This window comes from Brevundimonas sanguinis, from assembly GCF_029636725.1.
Taxonomy (GTDB): Bacteria; Pseudomonadota; Alphaproteobacteria; order Caulobacterales; family Caulobacteraceae; genus Brevundimonas; species Brevundimonas sanguinis.
Genome location: NZ_CP116770.1, coordinates 1585169 through 1603516, shown reverse-complemented (window position 1 = coordinate 1603516; position 18348 = coordinate 1585169). Strand labels below are relative to the sequence as shown.

General features: G+C 65.8%; 18 protein-coding genes, 1 tRNA gene and 1 pseudogene. 17 read left to right on the top strand and 3 right to left on the bottom strand.

The features are described 5' to 3' along the window. Positions 1-53 precede the first annotated feature (53 nt). The 16 genes from PIB44_RS08030 to PIB44_RS07955 all read left to right on the top strand — a co-directional run bounded on the left by PIB44_RS08030 (position 54) and on the right by PIB44_RS07955 (position 12881). Positions 54-581: a ubiquinol-cytochrome C chaperone family protein gene (locus PIB44_RS08030; RefSeq protein WP_278068964.1), complete on the top strand. Its 528-nt coding sequence runs from the start codon at positions 54-56 to the stop codon at positions 579-581. Further along, on the top strand, positions 578-1111 hold the full coding sequence (locus PIB44_RS08025) for a YceD family protein (protein ID WP_278068963.1): 534 nt from the start codon (positions 578-580) through the stop codon (positions 1109-1111). The genes PIB44_RS08030 and PIB44_RS08025 overlap by 4 nt, the downstream gene beginning before the upstream one ends. Before the next feature lie 130 nt (positions 1112-1241). Then, entirely contained in the window at positions 1242-2291 is a 1050-nt protein-coding gene (gene plsX / locus PIB44_RS08020; RefSeq protein WP_025977059.1) for a phosphate acyltransferase PlsX, read from the top strand. Then, positions 2288-3265, top strand: coding sequence for a beta-ketoacyl-ACP synthase III (locus PIB44_RS08015; protein WP_025977058.1), 978 nt, complete (start codon positions 2288-2290; stop codon positions 3263-3265). The genes plsX and PIB44_RS08015 overlap by 4 nt, the downstream gene beginning before the upstream one ends. Positions 3266-3333: 68 nt before the next feature. Continuing rightward, entirely contained in the window at positions 3334-3642 is a 309-nt protein-coding gene (locus PIB44_RS08010) for an integration host factor subunit alpha (protein ID WP_025977057.1), read from the top strand. A 5-nt stretch (positions 3643-3647) separates the two neighbouring features. Continuing rightward, on the top strand, positions 3648-4064 hold the full coding sequence (locus PIB44_RS08005; protein WP_278068961.1) for a MerR family transcriptional regulator: 417 nt from the start codon (positions 3648-3650) through the stop codon (positions 4062-4064). 72 nt (positions 4065-4136) lie between these two features. Beyond that, positions 4137-4213 (top strand) — tRNA-Pro (locus PIB44_RS08000). 413 nt (positions 4214-4626) lie between these two features. Continuing rightward, positions 4627-5409, top strand: coding sequence for a hypothetical protein (locus PIB44_RS07995; protein ID WP_278068959.1), 783 nt, complete (start codon positions 4627-4629; stop codon positions 5407-5409). A gap of 145 nt (positions 5410-5554) precedes the next feature. Continuing rightward, complete coding sequence (locus tag PIB44_RS07990; RefSeq protein ID WP_278068958.1) at positions 5555-6628, top strand: efflux RND transporter periplasmic adaptor subunit; 1074 nt, start codon at positions 5555-5557, stop codon at positions 6626-6628. Positions 6629-6632: 4 nt separating this feature from the next. Continuing rightward, positions 6633-7838: an ABC transporter permease gene (locus tag PIB44_RS07985; RefSeq protein ID WP_278068956.1), complete on the top strand. Its 1206-nt coding sequence runs from the start codon at positions 6633-6635 to the stop codon at positions 7836-7838. After that, the gene (locus tag PIB44_RS07980) at positions 7835-8557 is read left to right on the top strand and encodes an ABC transporter ATP-binding protein (protein ID WP_278068955.1); all 723 of its coding nucleotides are present in this window, start codon (positions 7835-7837) and stop codon (positions 8555-8557) included. The genes PIB44_RS07985 and PIB44_RS07980 overlap by 4 nt, the downstream gene beginning before the upstream one ends. A 47-nt stretch (positions 8558-8604) precedes the next feature. Continuing rightward, positions 8605-9102: a GlcG/HbpS family heme-binding protein gene (locus PIB44_RS07975; protein WP_278068954.1), complete on the top strand. Its 498-nt coding sequence runs from the start codon at positions 8605-8607 to the stop codon at positions 9100-9102. A 178-nt stretch (positions 9103-9280) separates the two neighbouring features. Then, the gene (locus tag PIB44_RS07970; RefSeq protein ID WP_278068953.1) at positions 9281-9739 is read left to right on the top strand and encodes a host attachment protein; all 459 of its coding nucleotides are present in this window, start codon (positions 9281-9283) and stop codon (positions 9737-9739) included. Positions 9740-9763: 24 nt separating this feature from the next. Next, positions 9764-11392 carry an MBL fold metallo-hydrolase RNA specificity domain-containing protein gene (locus tag PIB44_RS07965; protein WP_278068952.1) on the top strand — a complete coding sequence of 543 codons (1629 nt, stop codon included), beginning with the start codon at positions 9764-9766 and terminating at the stop codon, positions 11390-11392. After that, positions 11392-11991 (top strand): NAD(P)H-dependent oxidoreductase, encoded by a 600-nt coding sequence (locus tag PIB44_RS07960; protein WP_278068951.1) that lies wholly within the window; start codon positions 11392-11394, stop codon positions 11989-11991. The genes PIB44_RS07965 and PIB44_RS07960 overlap by 1 nt, the downstream gene beginning before the upstream one ends. A 26-nt stretch (positions 11992-12017) precedes the next feature. Beyond that, positions 12018-12881, top strand: a complete 864-nt coding sequence (locus PIB44_RS07955) for a putative universal stress family protein (RefSeq protein WP_278068950.1) — start codon at positions 12018-12020, stop codon at positions 12879-12881. Between the two features lie 39 nt (positions 12882-12920). On the opposite strand, the gene PIB44_RS07950 is transcribed toward PIB44_RS07955, so the two are convergent. After that, positions 12921-13553 carry a helix-turn-helix domain-containing protein gene (locus PIB44_RS07950; RefSeq protein WP_278068949.1) on the bottom strand — a complete coding sequence of 211 codons (633 nt, stop codon included), beginning with the start codon at positions 13551-13553 and terminating at the stop codon, positions 12921-12923. Between the two features lie 539 nt (positions 13554-14092). Between PIB44_RS07950 and PIB44_RS07945 the strand changes: the two are divergent. Then, positions 14093-16465: pseudogene (locus PIB44_RS07945) on the top strand (cation-translocating P-type ATPase); the annotation flags it as partial. Positions 16466-16570: 105 nt separating this feature from the next. Here the strand turns inward: PIB44_RS07945 and PIB44_RS07940 are convergent. Both PIB44_RS07940 and PIB44_RS07935 read right to left on the bottom strand, forming a co-directional pair. Beyond that, positions 16571-17260, bottom strand: a complete 690-nt coding sequence (locus PIB44_RS07940; protein ID WP_278068948.1) for a VIT1/CCC1 transporter family protein — start codon at positions 17258-17260, stop codon at positions 16571-16573. 115 nt (positions 17261-17375) lie between these two features. Continuing rightward, complete coding sequence (locus tag PIB44_RS07935; RefSeq protein ID WP_278068947.1) at positions 17376-18344, bottom strand: universal stress protein; 969 nt, start codon at positions 18342-18344, stop codon at positions 17376-17378. Positions 18345-18348: the final 4 nt, after the last annotated feature.

The window sequence follows — 18348 nt, the reverse complement described above, 5'->3', positions numbered from 1 at the left end:
CCGTCGCTGCGTCCTAGTGCAACGGCGCGGCGGAAAAGGGGCCGTGAAATCCTATGTTCAAGACACTCTTCAAGCGCCAGACGCAAGATCGCCATGTCCAGGCCTTGTACGCCCTGGCCGTCGATCAGGCCCGCCAGCCTGATTTTTACACGCGCCTGGGCGTTGCGGACCGCATCGACGCGCGTTTCGAACTCTACACCCTGCATGTGCTGCTGCTGTTCGTGCGGCTGAAGCAGGACGGAGAGCGTGGCGCTGACCTGTCTCAGAGGCTGTTCGACGCCTATGTGTCGGCGCTGGACAACGTGCTGCGCGAACTGGGCGTGGGCGATGTCTCGGTGGGCAAGAAGATGCGCAAGTTGGGCGAAGCCCTCTATGGCCGCATGAGCGCCTATGAAAAGGCGCTGAGGGCAGGGGATCACGAGGGCCTTCAGGCCTCGATCGCCCGCAATGTCTTTGAGAGCGAAGACGCCGCCGCTGGCGCGGCCCTGGCGCGCTACACCATCGATTCGCATGAAAGGCTGGCCCGACAGCCGTCGGCCGCCGTGGAAAAGGCGCCGGACTGGGCGATGATCGTCGCATGACCCTTCCTGCTCTTCCCTATAGCGAACCTATCCGCCTGCATCAGGTCGGCGTATCCCTGAGCCGCCGGCTGGAACCGGACGACGCAGCGCGCGCGCGAATCGCGCGGGCCTTGAGCCTGAAATCGCTCGACCGATTCGTCGCCGACATGGAGATCGTCCCCACCGTGTCGGGTTGGCGCATGGACGGCCGGGTCCAGGCCGAGGCCGTTCAGGCGTGTGTCCTGACGCTGGAGCCGCTGCCTGTCGCCATTGATGAGACGTTCTCGATCAACCTGACCGAAACGGCGCCCGAGATTCAAGCCAACGAGGAAGGCGAGATCGATCTGGAGCTGGACGACGACTCGGCCGACGTGGTGGAAAATGGTCAGATCGACCTGGGCCAGTACGCGGTCGAGCAACTGGCCCTGCATCTGGATCCCTACCCCCGCAAGGAAGGCGCGGTGTTCCAACAGCCGCCGGAGCCCGGAGAAATCTCGCCCTTCGGCGTGCTCAAGGCGCTGAAGCCAAACGGGCAAACCGACAAGAGTTGACCTAAGGTCGCTCAAGCCTCATCCACGGTGCGACATTTTCGTCCGCTCGCCTTAAACTGATGCGCCGCGGCAAGACGGCGACGGAGTCGATTTTCACTTGGCATCACCGATACTGATCTCGCTCGACGCCATGGGCGGGGACCATGGGCCTTCCGTCGTGGTGGGGGGCGTAAAGGCTTACATCGACCGTTACGGCGGCGAAGGCGTTCGTTTTCAACTGCATGGCGACGAGACGGCGATCCGCGCCGAGGTCGCGCGTAATGGCCTGCCGGCGGATGTCTGCGAAATCCGCCACACGGACAAGGTCGTGGGCATGGACGAAAAGCCCGCCCAGGCCATGCGCCGGGGCAAGGGCTCCAGCCTGTGGAACGCCATTGAGGCGGTCAAGCTCGGCGAGGCGCAGGCCGCCGTGTCGGCCGGCAACACCGGCGCTTTGATGGCTATCTCGAAGCTGCTGCTGCGTATGGCGGTGGATGGGCTGGAGCGGCCCGCCATTGTCGCCAGCTGGCCGACGAAACGCGGCTTTACCGCCGTGCTGGACGTCGGCGCCAACATCGGCAGCGATGCGCGTCAGCTGGTCGAGTTCGCCATCATGGGCGAGGCTTTCCAGTCGGCCGTCCACGGCGTGGAGAAGCCTACCGTCGGCATTCTGAATGTCGGCTCCGAAGACATGAAGGGTCATGAAGAGGTTCGCGAGGCCCATGCCGTCCTGCGCACCGATGCGGTGCCTGTGAACTACACCGGCTTTGTCGAGGGCCACGATATCGCCGCCGGCACGGTGGACGTGGTGGTGACCGACGGCTTCACCGGCAATGTGGCCTTGAAGACTGCCGAAGGCACGGCCCGGTTCATTTCGGGCCTGCTGAAAGAGGCTTTGACCTCGGGCCCGATGGCCAAGATGGGCGCCTTGATCGCCATGCCCGCGCTGAAGAAGATGGCGCGCCGGATCGATCCCAGCAGCGTCAACGGCGGCCCCCTGCTGGGCCTGAACGGCATCGTGGTGAAGAGCCACGGCGGCGCCACGGCCGAGGGTTATGGAAACGCCATCCGTGTGGCTGTCGATCTGGCCCGGAGTGACTATCTGACCAAGGTTAGCGCCAATTTTGCGCGTCTGTCGGCCGTTCTGGATACGGCTGAGGCCGCGTCCGACAAAGAGCAAACGGGAGAGATCCAGTCGTGAGCGTCATCCGCAGCGTCGTCACCGGGGTCGGCTCCTTCCTGCCCGAACAAGTCGTCACCAACGCCGATCTGACCAAGATCGTCGACACCTCCGACGAGTGGATCATCGAGCGCACCGGTATTCGCCAGCGCCACAAGGCCCGTGACGATGAGCCGACCAGCGATCTGGCGCTCAAGGCCGCCGAGCGCGCCCTGGCTGACGCGGGCAAGACGGCGGCGGACGTCGATCTGATCATCGTCGCCACGACCACCCCGGACCAGACCTTCCCCGCCACGGCCGCCATCGTCCAGCGCAAGCTGGGCGCCCCGGTCGGCATCGCCTTCGACGTTCAGGCGGTTTGCTCAGGGTTCGTCTACGCCATGAGCATCGCCGACGGCTTCGTCGCGCGCGGCCAGGCCAAATGCGCCCTGGTCATCGGCGCCGAGGAAATGACCCGGCTGATGGACTGGACGGACCGCACCACCTGCGTCCTGTTCGGCGACGGCGCCGGCGCCTTCGTGCTGGAGCCCGGCGAAGGGCAGGGGACCAAGGATGATCGCGGCGTGCTGGGCTTCGCCCTGCGCTGCGAGGGCGCCAAGTCCGACATGCTCTACGTCGATGGCGGTCCCGCCACGACCGGAACGGTCGGCCACCTGCGGATGCTGGGCAATCAGGTGTTCCGCCACGCCGTGGTCAACATCGCCGAGGCGATCACCGCTGCCGCCGAAGTTGCGGGAGTCGATATCCCCGAGATCGACTGGTTCGTGCCGCACCAGGCCAATCAGCGGATCATCAAGGGCGTCGGCGACCGCCTCGGCCTGGACGAGGACAAGGTCATCTCGACCGTGGCCATGCACGCCAACACCTCGGCCGCCTCCATCCCGCTGGCGATGGACGTCGCCATCAAGGACGGACGCATCAAGAAGGGCGATCTGGTGCTGGTCGAAGCCATGGGCGGCGGCCTGACGTGGGGCGCCTGCGCCTTCAGATTCTAGATTTTCATTGAGGGCTTTGATTTTCATTCATTTTGCCCTTCAATGCCCCGCCATTGGAAAGCGGGGAGATGCCAGTGTCCCAGACCCTTACTCGGGCTGATCTGTGCGAGGCCGTTCACGAAGAGGTCGGCCTATCGCGCCAGGAATGTTCCGGCATGGTCGAACGGACGCTTGAACTGATCGTCGAGTCGCTTGAACGCGGCGAGACGGTCAAACTGTCTGGCTTCGGCGTCTTCCAGGTGCGCGAAAAGCGCGCGCGCATGGGACGCAACCCCAAGACCGGCGAACCCGCCGCCATCAACCCCCGTCGCGTCATCAGCTTCCGGGCCTCTCAGATCATGAAGGGCCGAGTGCACGACGCCGTCGTAGAGACCTGAGTTCATTGGCCAAAAGCCCTAGCGCCTTCCGCACGATCTCCGAAGCCGCCGAAGAAGTCGGCGCGCCTCAGCATGTTCTGCGCTTCTGGGAGACGAAGTTCGATTTCATCGTCCCGGTGAAGCGGGCGGGCGGACGGCGTTTCTATCGCCCGGATGATGTGATGGTGCTGAAGGCCGTTCGACGTTTGCTGCATGACGAGGGCCTGACCATTCGCGGCGTCCAGCGCCTGGTGAAGGATCAGGGCCTGGCGCGCGTGGCCGCCTATGGCGACCCTACCGCAACGCTGGAAATCGATTCGGGTCTTTCACCTGCGCTTGAGGCCTCGGCTGTTTCGCCAGCACGGGATCATGACCGCTTGAGGCGCGTTTTAACCGAGCTGGAAGCGGCGCATGCGCGGCTTGAGGCGGTTCTGCGCCGATAGGGCGGAAGTTGTTGTCGATAATGCGTTTTAGGGTTTGCGGAGCGGCAAACCCCCGTCTATACGGAGCGCCTTCGGAGCGTGGCGCAGCCTGGTAGCGCACTTGACTGGGGGTCAAGGGGTCGCAGGTTCGAATCCTGTCGCTCCGACCATTTCAGGTTTTGGCCTGATCTGTGGATTTACGGGCGGTCTCGCATCAGCGGGGCCGCCCGTTCCGCATGTACTCTTCACAGAGGCGAGCGTTTACATCGCCAGTGGCCGATAAAAGCCGCCGGTTGGCATCTGCCTAGGGGCGCAAGATCCATAAAGGGTGACCAGATCTGCATGACCGCCGGATCATGGCGTCCTGCAACTTGGAGCGCCCGCCTCCAGGGTAAGGCGTCGGCGTTCACCGACTGGCGGGAATAATGGACCGCCGAGTTGATCCGTTCGATCCCACCTCGCGTAAATCGGCTGCTGTCCAGCAAGGCAGCTCGTTTTTCGTGCCAACGAGATGTCACGTTGGCTCGTCCGTGACGTGCGACCGTCGCCTCGCGTCGTCGGCGTCTAGAAAGAGGGATGAAGAATGTTCAGGACGATTTTGCTCTCGAGTGTTGTCGCGCTTTCCGCCGCGGGCGCGGCTCAGGCTCAAACCGCGCCGGGCCGCTGGACGGTCAGCCTGGAAGCCGGCGCCGAGTTCCCGACCGGGGGCGACGTGCATGGCGGGGCGACCGCAGCGGTGCCGGATCTCGGCCCCCTCAATCCCGCTCTGGCCGGGGTGAACGCTGAACTGCGCATCCAGTCGCGCAGCTTCGACGATATCTACGGAGAGGGCATGAACCTGGGCGCCGAGTTCGCCTATGGCATGAGCAACAACGCCGAGGTCTTTGGATCGGTGCGCTACATGCAGGCTGACGAGGGCCGTGTGCAGGTGGGCGGCGCCTTCGTGCCGGCCCTGGCCACGACCCTGCCGGTGTACGGGACCTTCGGCGAATACAAGGCCTATGCCCTGGAAGCGGGCTACCGCCAGTATTTCGGCGCGGGCGCGCTCAAGCCCTACGTCGCCGGCCGTCTGGGCGCGGTCTTCACTGACAAGATCAACGCCACGTTCGAGATCCCGGACGCCGCCATCACCATCGCTGACGCGCCCTTCTACGACAGCTCCACCAGCTTCACGGCGGGTCTGGACGTCGGTCTGTCCTACGCCTTCAACGACCGGGCGTCGGTGCAGGCCGAGACGGGCGTTCGCTATATCTCCAGCCTGAGCGACGACGACAGCGCCATCGGCGGTCTGGGGCTAGCGTCGATCAACGGCGTCGGCGACCGCACCTATGTGCCCGTGACCCTGCGAGCCAAGTTCGCCTTCTGAGTCCAGGCCCCGGGGTCGACAACCGGCTCCGGGGCTTTCCCCTCAGGCGAAAAGCCGCCTGTCGCGCGGCGCCCACAGGCTTGCCGATCCATGGCGACCGCCGCAGGATCGTTTCGTCGCGGATCGCGACCCTCAGAGATCCTTCATGCGGCCCAATCGAAAACAACTCATCGTCCTCGCCGTGACCGTCCTGGTAGGACTGGCCGTGACCGCGGCCATTCTGTTGCGTCGCCCGCCCGAGGCGGCGGTGGCGACGGTCAAGCCGCAGACGGTGGAGCTTGGCCTCTCGGTGGTGGGGCGGGCGCGGCCTATGGATCTGGTCCAGGTGGCGTCGCCCAATCCGGGGCAGGTGGTGCGCCTGATGCATGACGACGGCGACCGCGTTGCGGCCGGCGACCCGCTGGCCGTCATCCTCGCCTCCGTCGAGCAGGCCCAGACCGAGGCCGATCTGGCGCGTGAACGCGCCGCCCGCGCCGAGGCCGCCGACGCACGCCTGAAATACGAGCGCACCCGAACGCTGAACGAGCGGGGCTTCGCCGCGCCGGCGGCGCTGGACGCTGCGCGAACCGCACTGCAGGCGGCCGAGGCCAATGTCGCAGCGGCCGCCGCCGCCGTGCGCGCCTCCGCCGAACGCGCGCGAGAGTTCACCATTCGCGCGCCAATGAGCGGGATCGTGTTGGTGCGGCCCATCGACAACGGCCAGGTGGTGGCCGCCGGCGAGACCCTGTTCGAACTGGGATCGGCGACAGGCGTCGAAATCCGCGCCGAGGTCGAGGAGGCCTACGCCGACGCCATCCGTCCAGGCATGATCGCCCGCGCGTCCCTGTCCGGGACCTCCACGATCTTCGCCGCCCGCGTGACCGAGGTCTCGCCGCAGGTTGACGCGGCCACGGGCGGCCGGCTGGTGAAGCTGGCGCCCGAAGCGGGCCCGTCCCTGTCGCCCGGACGTTCAATCGACGTGACCATCGTCGTCGGACAGCGATCCGGCGCCATCGTGCTGCCGCGCAGCGCCGTAGTGGACGCCACCGCCGCGCCCAAGGTCTATGTGGTCGACGCCGACGACATCGTGCGCGAACGCGCGGTGGTGGTGGCGCGCTGGCCCACGGTCAACGCCCTGATCGAACGCGGCCTGGCGGCGGGCGACCGCGTGGTTCTGGACCCCGCCTCGGCCCGGGTCGGCGCCCGCGTCCGTCCCGTGGCGCCCAAGACGGACGGGTGAGGCCGTGTTCGCCTTCAAGGTCGCGCGGCGGTATCTGCTGTCCAATCCCAGCCAGACTCTGCTGCTGATCGCGGGGGTGGCGCTGGGGGTGACGGTGTTCATCTTCATAACCGCCCTGATCGCCGGCCTGGCCGTGCGGCTGACCGATCAGGTCACGGGCGACAGCGCCCATGTCAGCCTGGAGCCGCCGACGCGCGTGGCGCGGGTCCTGGCGGGGCCGGACATGCCGGTGGAATCGGTCGCCCTGGTGTCCACCTTCCAGCGCAAGCAGATCCGCGACTGGCCCATGATCGTGCAACTGCTGCGGGCCAACCCCGCCGTATCGGCCATCAGCCCGCAGATTTCGGGCAGCGCCTTCCTGGTGAAAAGCGAGGCGGTATCGCCGGTGTCGATCCTGGGCGTGGACCCGCAGGGGATCGACGCCATCTCGCAGATCACGCCCAAGATCATCAGCGGCGACGGCGATCTGGGCGCGGACGGCCTGTTGATCGGGGTGCGCATGGCCGAGGATCTGGGCCTGAGCGCAGGGCAGTCCATCCTGCTGCGGACCGACCGCGGCGTGGAGCGTCAGTTGACGGTGAAGGGCGTATTCCGCACCGGCTTGCAGAGCCTGGATGAAAGGGTGGCCTTCATGTCGCTACAGACGGCCCGCCCCTTGTTCGTCCTGCCCGAGGGGGTGACCAATATCGAGGTCAAGCTGAAGAATCCGGACGACGCCCGCGCGGTCGCGCGTTTTCTGGCCGATGCGACGGGGCTGCGCGCCACGCCCTGGCAGGAAAAGAACCTGAGCCTGGAGGACGCGCTGACGGCGCAGGGCCAGACGGGAACCCTGATCCAGATATTTTCGCTGATCTCCATCATCATCGGCGTGGCCAGCGCCCTGGTCCTGTCCGCCTATCGACGGCGCGGCGAGGTCGGCATCATGCGCGCCTTCGGCGTGCCGGGCGGCTTCATCCTGTGGGTCTTCCTGCTGCAAGGCCTGATCATCGGGCTGGTCGGCGCCCTGATCGGCTGCGCCAGCGGCTACGGCCTGTGTGTCTGGCTGCAAGGGATCGTCAAACCTGACGGAACCTCGGCCCTGCCCATCGCGCCGGAACAGGGGGGCTATGTCGCGGCCCTGGTGCTGACCACGCTCGGGGCGGTGATCGCCTCGATCCTGCCCGCCCGGTCGGCCTCCAAGGTCGATCCGCTGGAGGCGATTCAGCAATGACGCGCGTGCTGCAGGCGCGGGGGATCGAAAAGGTCTTCCGCAACGGGGAGGAAGAAACCCGTGTGCTGAAAGGCGTCGACCTGGATCTGGACCGGGGCGAGCTGGTCGCCCTTCTGGGGGCGTCGGGGTCGGGCAAGTCGACCCTGCTGTCGATCATCGGCCTGTTGCTGCGCCAGTCGGCCGGCTCCCTGTCGATCAGCGGCGAAGCCGTGGACGGCCTGTCCGAGGCCCGGCGGGCGCGCTTCCGCAACGAGCGGCTGGGCTTCGTCTTCCAGTTTCATCACCTGCTGCCCGACTTCACCGCGATGGAGAACGTCGCCTTTCCCGCCGCCGCGCCCGCCGGGGGCATTTCGCGCCAGATGCGCGACCGGGCGCGGGGCCTTCTGGCGCGGGTGGGGCTGGAAGATCGCATCGACTATCCAGCCACGCGCCTTTCGGGCGGCCAGAAGCAGCGCGTCGCCATTGCCCGCGCCCTGATGAACCAGCCGGACCTGATCATCGCCGACGAGCCCACGGGCAACCTGGATCGCGACTCGGCCGACCGCGTGCTGGACCTGATGCGCGAGGTGAACCGGGAGGAGGGGGCGACCTTCCTGATCTGCACCCATGACGAGGGCGTCGCCGCCCGCTGCACCCGCCGTCTGACGCTCAGAGACGGGCTGTTGGTCTCCAATCACTTGGTCGGACACGAGATTCGCCCCGACCTGCCTCATTCCTGACCCTGATGGCGGGGCATGCCCGCCGCTCTGATTCAAAGGACCAGACAATGACCTTTTCCCTTTCTCTTCTGGCGGCGGCCGCCTTCATCAGCGCGGCTCCGGTGCAGGACGCCCCGGCGGCGGCCAACGGCGTTCTGGTTCGTCAGGACGTGTCTCTGGACCTGGCCAACCGCCTGCTGGACGGCGTGCTGACCACCTGTCACGCCCAGGGCCGGTCGGCGGTGGCGGCGGTGGTCGACCGCAGCGGCAACCTGGTCGCCTTGCAGCGCGACGACGTCGTCGGTCCGCACAACACCCTGGCGGCGCAGCGCAAGGCCTATACGGCGCTGTCGACCAAGACCGCGACCAGCGTCCTAGCCGAACGGGCGCGCAACGACCCGACGTCTCAGAACCTCAACACCCTGGACGAACTGCTGCTTCTGGGCGGCGGGGTGCCCCTGATCGTCGACGGCCAGGTCATCGGCGCCCTGGGCGTGGCGGGGGCAGGCGGTGCGGCCGGCGACGAGGGCTGCGCCATGGCCGCCATCCGTCAGCATCTGAAATAGAAGCGTCAGGTAACGTCTCGCAGACTGGCTCCGGGCTTTGATCTTCGACGTCTAACAATTGACGATAGTCAAACCCTGTTGTCGGCTTGGGTGGGATCGTGGCTGGCAGTTCAGGACACGCGCAAGTCGCTGGTTGGTTAAACCTGCGGTTGGCCGTGATTGACGGTGAAATGTCGTTATGCCGCACAAGGTCTTTCCGCTTCATATCCTGGCGGACGCTTCCCACGCTCGCCTGGTAGTGCATCGATCAGAGCATCCCTTCCGGTTCGAGACCGCGGAGGCGCTGGACCATGTCTCGGCGCTGGCGGCCCGGCGTGCCGAGATACGATCGCACCCGCCCGGAAGCGTCCATGAAAGCGCTCAGCCCGGCCGCCATCGGGTCGGCCCCGAGGACCGCATCCGACAGGAAAAAGCTGCCTTCATGGACGAGGTGGCCGATGAAGCGGTCCGTCTTGCCGCCCGCCATGCCACGGACAAGGTCGTGATTGTCGCACCGCCGCGCTTGGCCCCAGTGTTGCGAAAAGCGATCGGCGACCGACTGGTGGTGTCGGCCGAACTCCACCGAGATCTGATCAAGGTCGCCGACCGTGATCTTGGCGCGTGGTTGTCCCCGGAGATGCTGCGTCCCGATGACTGAAGCAGGCATGGATCGGGGAAGCGCATGAGCATCAACCTCGCCTTTCACGGTGCGGCGGAATGCGTCACGGGATCCTGTGTGCTGGTGGAGAGCGGGGGCGCGCGCTTCCTCGTGGATTGCGGGATGTTCCAGGGCTCCAAATCGCTCAAGGCCCTGAACCACGAGCCCTTTCCGTTCGAAGCGGACTCGATCGACGCCGTCCTGCTGACCCATGCCCACATCGATCACTCCGGCCTGCTGCCCAAGCTGGTCAAGGCGGGCTATCGCGGCCCAATCTACGCCACACGGGCCACGCGCGATCTTTGCGAGGTGATGTTGGCCGACGCGGCCGAAATCCAGGAAGGCGACGTCGCCCACCTGAATCGCCGCAATCAGAGACGTGGCATCGGCGGGGTTGAGCCCATCTATTCAACGGCCGATGTCGCGCCGACGCTCAGACTGTTCCAGACCGTCAAGTTCGGCGAAACGATCGGTCCGCTGCCGGGAATCCAGGCTCGATGGTGGCCTGCCGGACATCTGCTGGGCGCCGCCTCAATCGAGGTTGAGCTGCATGAGGAAAAGGGCCCGGTGCGGGTGTTGTTCTCGGGCGATCTGGGGTCCGGTCATCAGCCCTTGCTGCCCACGCCGGAGGGTCCGGTCGGGGTCGATCATGTGATCCTGGAATCCACCTATGGCGACCGCGTTCGCCAGCCCCTCACGCCTGAAGAGCGCCGGGCGCTTCTGGCCAAGGAGATGCATGACGCCAAGGCGGCCGGGGGGCCGTTGCTGATGCCGAGTTTCGCCGTCGGCCGGGCGCAGGAACTGATCCTGGATCTGCTGGCGGTGATGCGCGACGAACCGGAGCTGGCGACCGAAATCTTCCTGGACTCCCCGCTGGCGATCGAAGCGACCGACGTCTTTCTGAGACGCGGATGGAATGCCGAGGCGGAAGAGAACCCGTATCTTGAGCTTCGCGACGCCGCGCGTCTTCACTATCTGATGCGGCCTCAGGAAAGCGATGGGCTGGAGCGCTTGCGCGACTGGCACATCATTCTGGCCGGCAGCGGCATGTGCGACGCGGGCCGCATCAGGCGGCACCTGAAACGATTGCTCTGGCGCCGTGAGACGACGGTTTTGATCACCGGTTTTCAAGCGGTGGGAACCCTGGGACGGGTGCTGTTGGAAGGGCGACGACTGGTCCGCATCCAGGGGGATGACGTGCGGGTCAATGCGCGCATACGCGAAATCGACGCCTATTCGGCTCATGCGGACGCCGAGGGGCTGGTGGCATGGCTCAAGAGCCGCATGCCGGTGACGGGAAAGGTCTTCCTGACCCATGGCGAGCCTGACGCGCGTTCCGGCCTGGCGTCGCGTCTCATGCAGGCGGGCGTGCAGGGCGACGCCATCGTCATGCCGCTGCTGGATTCGGCGTTCGCCCTCACGGCGGCAGGGGCCGAGCCTTTGGGCGGCGTTGGGCGGCTGATGCCTGGTGCGGCGGGTCGGCCGGACTGGCGCAACGGGCGCGCTGCGCTTCTGGGAGACATCAATGAGGCCCTGCAAGGCGCGCCTGACGACGAGGCTCGCGAGGCCCTGCTTGCAAGATTGCGCGACGTTCTGGAGGCGCCGTCCCGTCCTGATAACCCTCGCGCGCCGGCGGCTGAAAGGAGGGTCTGATGAAGCAGGTTCTGATCGTAAGCCACCCCAGGGTTCGAAGCTTCACCACGGCCATGGCGGAGGCCTACGCTGCGGCCGCCAGGGATGAAGGCGGCGAGGTGATCGTGCGCGATCTCTACCGCCAGGGTTTCGATCCCCTGCTGCACGCCGACGAACTGCCTGGCGACGAGGGCGCTCGGGCGCGTCAGGACGTGATGGCCGAACGCGCAGCCATCGGCGACGCTGACGTCTTCGCCCTGTTCTATCCGCTTTGGTTCAATGCGCCGCCGGCCATGCTCAAGGGCTACGTCGAGCGCGTGTTCGGCATGGGGTTCGGCTATTCGCGGTTCGGACTCCGCGGCAATGAGCCCCTCCTTTCAGGTCGCCGACTGGTCAGCTTCACCAGTTCCGGCGCCCCCCAGCATTGGGTGGAAAGCAGCGGCGCGTGGGACGCCATGCGCAAGCATTTCGACGATCATTTGGCGGCCGTTACCGGGCTGGAGCTCATCGGCCACCACAACATCGGCGGTGTGACGTCTGGCCTGAGGGAGGACGTCGTAGAACGGCACGCTCAAGCGGTAGCCGCGACAGCCAGGCGGATCGCTCACGGCGGTCGTTGATCCCTGTGAACGGACAGGAGGAGCTGATGGGACTGAAGCTGATCGTAGTGCTGGCGTCGGGCAGGGGGCGGGACGAACGAGCGATCAATTTCGGGGCCGAGATGGCCGTCGAACATGACGCGAAAGTCGAGATCCTGCCGGTCTACTCAGACTCGGCTGCGGATATGATCGCCCTGGGCGCGGCGGTGGGAGCGGCTCTATCCCAAACGGTTATCGATGAACTCCTGGCGGCTGAAGGAGAGGTGCAACGTCACATAGAGACGATCGCGCGCATGGGGGCCGCCAAGAGGGGCGCCGCTTTCGGCTTTGGCGTCGGCGGCTCCCGGATCTCGGTCCTGGCGCGGAAACTTCAACCAGCCTTGGCCTTGGCGCGAAGGACGGCATTGGCCGATCTGGTGGTGATCGCTCATGATCAATCCGGGGACAGCCCCATGCGTCGCCATCTGGGGGAGGTGCTGTTGAACCTGGGTGCGCCTGTTCTGGTAGCGAGGGGCGACGGCGAGGGCGGCGTCGCAGGCGCCGCCGCCATCGCCTGGGATGGGAGTCCTCAAGCCGGTCGCGCGATCCGCGCCAGCCTTCCCATACTGCAGCGGGCCAGCTCGGTTCACGTGGTGCAGTGCCCGACGGGGCTAGACTTCCAGGTCAACGATCCCGACATCGGGCGGTTAAAGGACTATCTCGACCTCTACGGCGTCGGTATCGACGACGTAGAGCTGGCGGAAGGCGACGACGAAGGGGCGGCTCTGCTGTCGCTGGCGCAAAGCCGCGGGGCCGCGCTGTTTGTGGCTGGGGCATGGGGCCGCTCGAGGGTGCGCGAGACCATCTTCGGCGGGGCGACGCGAACCTTCCTGCAGAAGGATGAAGGTCCCAGCCTGCTGTTGGCTCACTGAACGCTGCCCGATCCGGAGGCGTTCCGAGGGTGAGCGCGTTCAAGCGGAGGCCAGGCGCAGCAGCCGAAAACGCTTTATGATACTGAACTCGCGGCAGGAGGCGAAGACGACGATCTCCTCCTCCTGGAAGCGACCCAGGACGCGTGAGACGGTTTCCAGCGCCAAACCCAGATAGTCCGCCATATCCTGACGGCTCATGGGCAGGGCCGCCTGATGCGCAGGGCCGGCGCGGGCCAGATCCAGGAGGAAACTGGCGATTTTCTCCTCGGCAGAGCGACGCCCCAGCATGGCCAGGTGCTGATTGGCGCGGCTCAGTTCCTGCAGGGCGGTTTCGATGATGACCCGTTGCGTGGCCGTCTCTCGACGGATCGACCTGATCCGCGTGGGCCGAATGGCTTCCGCTGCAAAGAGGCGCTCCTCCTCCGCTTCCAATCCGAAGAGCTCGCCAGGGTAGTAGAAGCCGCCAATCTGACGACGGCCATCGGCGGAATGCCGAACGGTGCGCACCGCGCCGGACACGACGGTGTAGACGGAATGCGCTCGGTCCCCTTCGGCGTAAATCTGCTGTCCGGAACCGTAGGTGAGGGCGAGATCCAGCGTTTGCGTCCACGCCCTGACCGGCAAGGTATGAACGGGGACCGCATCGTATGGATCGTCGAGCCCAGCCGTCATCTCGAAACTCGCTAGGAGGAAAGCGAGAGTATAGTTAAATATTCGGCGTTATGCGAACACGTTTCAGCGAGCCATGAACATACCTAGGGGACTGTCGACCAATAGCGACCGGCGACGCCTCTCAAGGCTTCCACCTCGGCCAGGGTCCCAGCAGCAACCTTGGCTTCGCTGAGGCTCACTGATGGAGTCTGCTCATTCCGGTCAGCAATTGAGTTTGGTCAAAAAACCTTGGAGCGGAATGCTGCATGACTCCTGCATAATAGGAGAAATCATATGAACGGCTGCAGTCGCACTTGCGTTCGTTTCGGCGCTGGCCTTCGCCAGTCCATCCGCAGCTCAACAGGAGCCTTCCGCCACCGACACCTTCCGCGGTGGGAGCGTCGCTGCGGGCCTCGGGTTTGTGGGGCGACGGCATGCTGACTTATCAGGGCAAAACCCGTGCGTTCCAGGTTCATGGCCTTAGTGCAGCGGGCGTCGGGGCGGACACGAGGCATGGGACTGCGGAAGTCTATCACCTGCCTTGAACGGACCCGATCTTCATGTCCATGCGCCGCATTCCTAAGGATCGCCTAGCCGACTTAGGGGGTGACGATGTGGGTCTCACCGACGAGATGGCGTCGGCGCGTCGGGCCCGGTTCGGCTTCAACGATATCGTAGCGAAGGCGCCTTCCACCTGGCGGACCTTGCTCAGGGACACCGCGCGCGATCCCATGCTCTGGTTCCTCCTGACGTTGAGCCTGCTCTTTTCTGTTCTGGGAGATTATACGGAAGCAGCCGTTCTAGCCGTCGTCCTGGCGCCGATGATCGGCATGGATCTTTTTCTTCATCGTCGAACGCAGGCCTCGACTCGCTCGCTGTCGCGCCGCCTTGCCGCTCAGGCGAGCGTTGTCAGAAGCGGCGTCTCCCTTACGATCCCTGCGCGTGAAGTCGTTCCCGGGGATCTGATCGAAGTCGCAGCGGGCGCGCCTTTCCCCGCAGACGTCCTTATTCTGGCGGGCGAAGAAATCCAGGTCGACGAGTCTTCCCTGACTGGCGAAGCGTGGCCGGTCGCGAAGCGGCCCGTGGAGGGTCCGCTGCAGGGTCTTCCTTCGGCCGAGGCGGCGCATTGGGGGTTCGCCGGCACGCAGGTCCTGACCGGTCAAGCTCGCGCGCGGGTCGTCAATACAGGGTCTGATACGCTGTACGGCGAAATCGCTCGATCCGCCCGCCTAGGCGGTCACGTCCGCACGCCTCTGCAACACGCCATCGCCCGGTTGGTGGGTTTGCTGCTGGCGGCTTCTCTTGCGCTATGCGTGGCCTTGGCGGTGATCCGGCTGCTGCAAGGCCACGGATTGCTGGACGCCTTCCTCAGCGCCGCGACGCTCGCCATCGCCGCCATGCCGGAGGAGTTTCCCGTCGTCTTCACCTTCTTTCTCGGCGTCGGCGTCTACCGCATCGCTCGGCGCAAGGCGCTTGTTCGTCGTGCTGTGGCGATCGAGAACATGGGGCGGATCACCTGCATCTGTTCCGACAAGACAGGGACGCTGACGGAGGGGAGGCTGAGGCTGGCTCATAGCTATCCCGCCTCTGACCTCACGGCAGAAACCTTAGGGGTTCTCGCGGCTGCGGCAGCGCGCGCAGACAGCGCCGATCCGCTTGACGAGGCCCTGATCGCGGCGGCGGCCGGGGAGAGGTTTCAACGGTTGGCGACCTTCCCCTTCACGGCGGCTCGGCGCAGAGAGACGGCGATCGTGCGGGGCGCGAATGGAGACTGCATCGCCGTGGTCAAGGGGGCGCCCGAGACCGTCTTCGACCTTTGCGCCGGCAGTGAGGAGCAAGTTGATCGCCTGCGCAAGCAGGTCGGCCTCTATGCTGAAGGCGGCCATAAGGTCATTGCGATCGCAACCAAGACGCTCGACCGTCGCCCGGACTTGGCGAGCGAGCCGGTTGACGGCTTTTCTCCGAGCGGCCTGCTCGCCCTGGAAGACCCGGTCCGCGAGGGCGTGCGCGAGGGCGTGATGGCGTGCCGGCAGGCTGGCATTCGCGTCGTCATGGTCACAGGCGATCATCCCGGAACAGCGAGGGCCATCGCGCGTGAGGCGGGGTTGGGCGCCGCGCGGCTGAACGTCGTTGAGGCCGACGAGTTGGATGGGAAGGATGAGGGCGCCTTCGCTGCAGCGGCGCTTGATTTAGACGTCATGGCTCGGGCCGCGCCCGCCCAAAAACTCAGGCTCGTGCAAACGTTGCAGCGCTTGGGCGACGTCGTTGCGGTGACCGGCGACGGCGTCAACGACGTTCCGGCGCTCCAGATTGCGGACATCGGAATTGCGATGGGCGAGCGGGGAACCGAAAGCGCGCGGGAGGTCGCCGCCGTCGTGCTTCTCGACGACAACTTTCGAACAATCGTTGAGGCTATCCGCGAGGGGCGCCAGCTCTTTCGGAATCTGCAGCTGTCCTTCATCTACCTTCTCATGGTGCACATTCCGTTGGTCCTGAGCGCCGCCGCGATCCCTCTGGCGGGATATCCGCTGCTCTATCTGCCGGTCCATATCGTCTGGCTGGAACTGATCATCCATCCAACTGCGATGCTTGCATTCCAGGAGGCCCCGCAGGCCGGTCAATTGCTGCCGACGCTGCGTAGCGGAAAAGCGCGCTTCTTTGGACCGCGCTCCTGGCTGATCATCGCCCTCTCCGGCGCGGCGCTCGCCGGCGTGATCTTTTTCGGATTTGACCACGCCCTCGGGGGCGGTGGCGATGTCGACCATGCTAGGGCGGTCGCGCTCGGCGCTTTGATCGCTATGAGCGCCGCCGTCGCCGCGGTGTTGAGCCGGCTGGCCAGTTTGACCTCGCGGATCGTCGTGGGCGGCACGATCGTCAGTCTGATCCTTTTTGTTCAAACGCCGGTGGTGGCGGGATTGCTGGCGCTGAAACCGCTGCATTGGATGGACTGGGGTATGATCGTCGCGGCGGCAGGCCTGACGGGAGCGTTTGCAAAGCTGGTCGTCAGATCGCTCGATGAAACCAGCGCAGCTGTCCGGTCAGGCAGCGACGCCGAAGAGGCGGCCGACCCCGGCGGTGATGGCCATGGCGAGCGCTCCCCAGAAGACCACGCGCGCGACGGATCGGCTGACGGGAGCGCCTCCTGCTTTGGCTCCCAGAGCGCCCAGTAAGGCCAGTCCGAGCAAGGCCGATCCAGCGACCCACAGCCCCAGACCGTTCATGGGCGCGAAGGCGGCTACGATAAGGGGGAGGGCGGCTCCGGCGGAAAAGGTTACGGCCGAGGTGATCGCCGCCTGAATGGGACGCGCGGTTGTGATTTCGGATATGCCGAGTTCATCCCGGGCATGGGCGCCGAGCGCGTCATGCGCCATCATCTGTTTCGCGACCTCCGTGGCCAGATCGGGAGCGACCCCGCGCGCGGCGTAGATTCCGGCCAATTCCCGAACCTCTGCCTCGGGGTCTCCGGCCAGCTCTGACGTCTCGCGTTGAAGATCCGCCTTTTCGGTGTCGGACTGGGAGCTGACGGAAACATATTCGCCGGCGGCCATCGACATCGCGCCGGCGGCGAGGCCTGCGACGCCGGCGACCAGGACCGCGCCGTGGCCGGAGGCCGCTGCGGCGACCCCCACGATCAAGCTTGCAGTCGAGACGAGGCCGTCGTTGGCACCGAGCACCGCCGCTCTTAGCCAGCCGATGCGTTCGACCCTGTGGGTTTCACTGTGGGGCATCGCTGTTCTCCCGATCGCCTTTGCACCAGACTCCGAAAGCCTAGTGAAGGCAAGCCAGATCGGGGCGCGGCCAGCCCCCGCCCGGAAGGCCGGGCTAGTGGTCGTCGGCGACCGTCTACCGCGCCATGAGCAGACAGAGCTCGCTGTCGGCCAAGAGCGATCGCGTAACACCGCCCAGAACCCATTCCGTCAGCCGCAGGTGCCCGTAGGCCCCCGCTACAATCAGACCTGCGTTTAATGCAGCGGCGCGATCCAGCAGACGACGGGCCGTCTTGGTCTCATTGCGTACGAGCACCTCAGACGAAGCCTTCACGCCGTGCCGGCCCAGCCAGGCTGCGACATCGGCGAGCTGGATGTTGGCGATGTCCGCTTGATCCTCGGGACAGACGGCGAGCACGTGGGCGTCCCTGGCCTTTTTCAGCAGGGGCAGGGCCGCAGCGGCGGCAAGGCGGCTTTCGCGACTGTCCTTCCACGCAATGACGGCGGGCCGACCGAGCGGGGAGGCGAGCGGCGCGGCCGGAACGACCAGAACAGGCCGTCCCGCGCCGGTGATCACTTCAACCGGGTCGGGGCCGCGAAACGGAGTCGTGTCGTTGGGACCGGCGACGAGGATGAGGTCTGCGGCGCGAGCGGCAGCGTTCAGCACCGTAGCGGGATGTTCGATCATGCCGATCCAGCCGGTGTCGACCGCCCGAGCTGCGGCGACCATTTCGAAACTCGACCGGCCTTTGCTGACCTGCTGGGCAGCCATGTCGCGATAGAGGCCGAGCAGTTCTCCCGTCATGGCGCCCGCCCAGAAGGGATCGTTTGGAACCGCCTCCAACGCACAGGCGCCCACGCCGATCAGACGAGCGTGAAAGGCCTTGGCCAGATCGCAAGCAAGATCAAAGCGAGCGTCTCGTCCAACATCATTGCTCGCGCTGACCAGTAAGGTCTTGATCGTCATGTTTGCCGCTCCGGACACAACATATGGGCGGCTGGGCGGCGCCTCGGCCTTGACGACGGTCAAATTCCGTCTGCGACGACAGGCGAAGCGTAAATCCCCGCGCCCCCTGCGTGCCGCGACCAGTCGCAAGCCGGTCATAGCC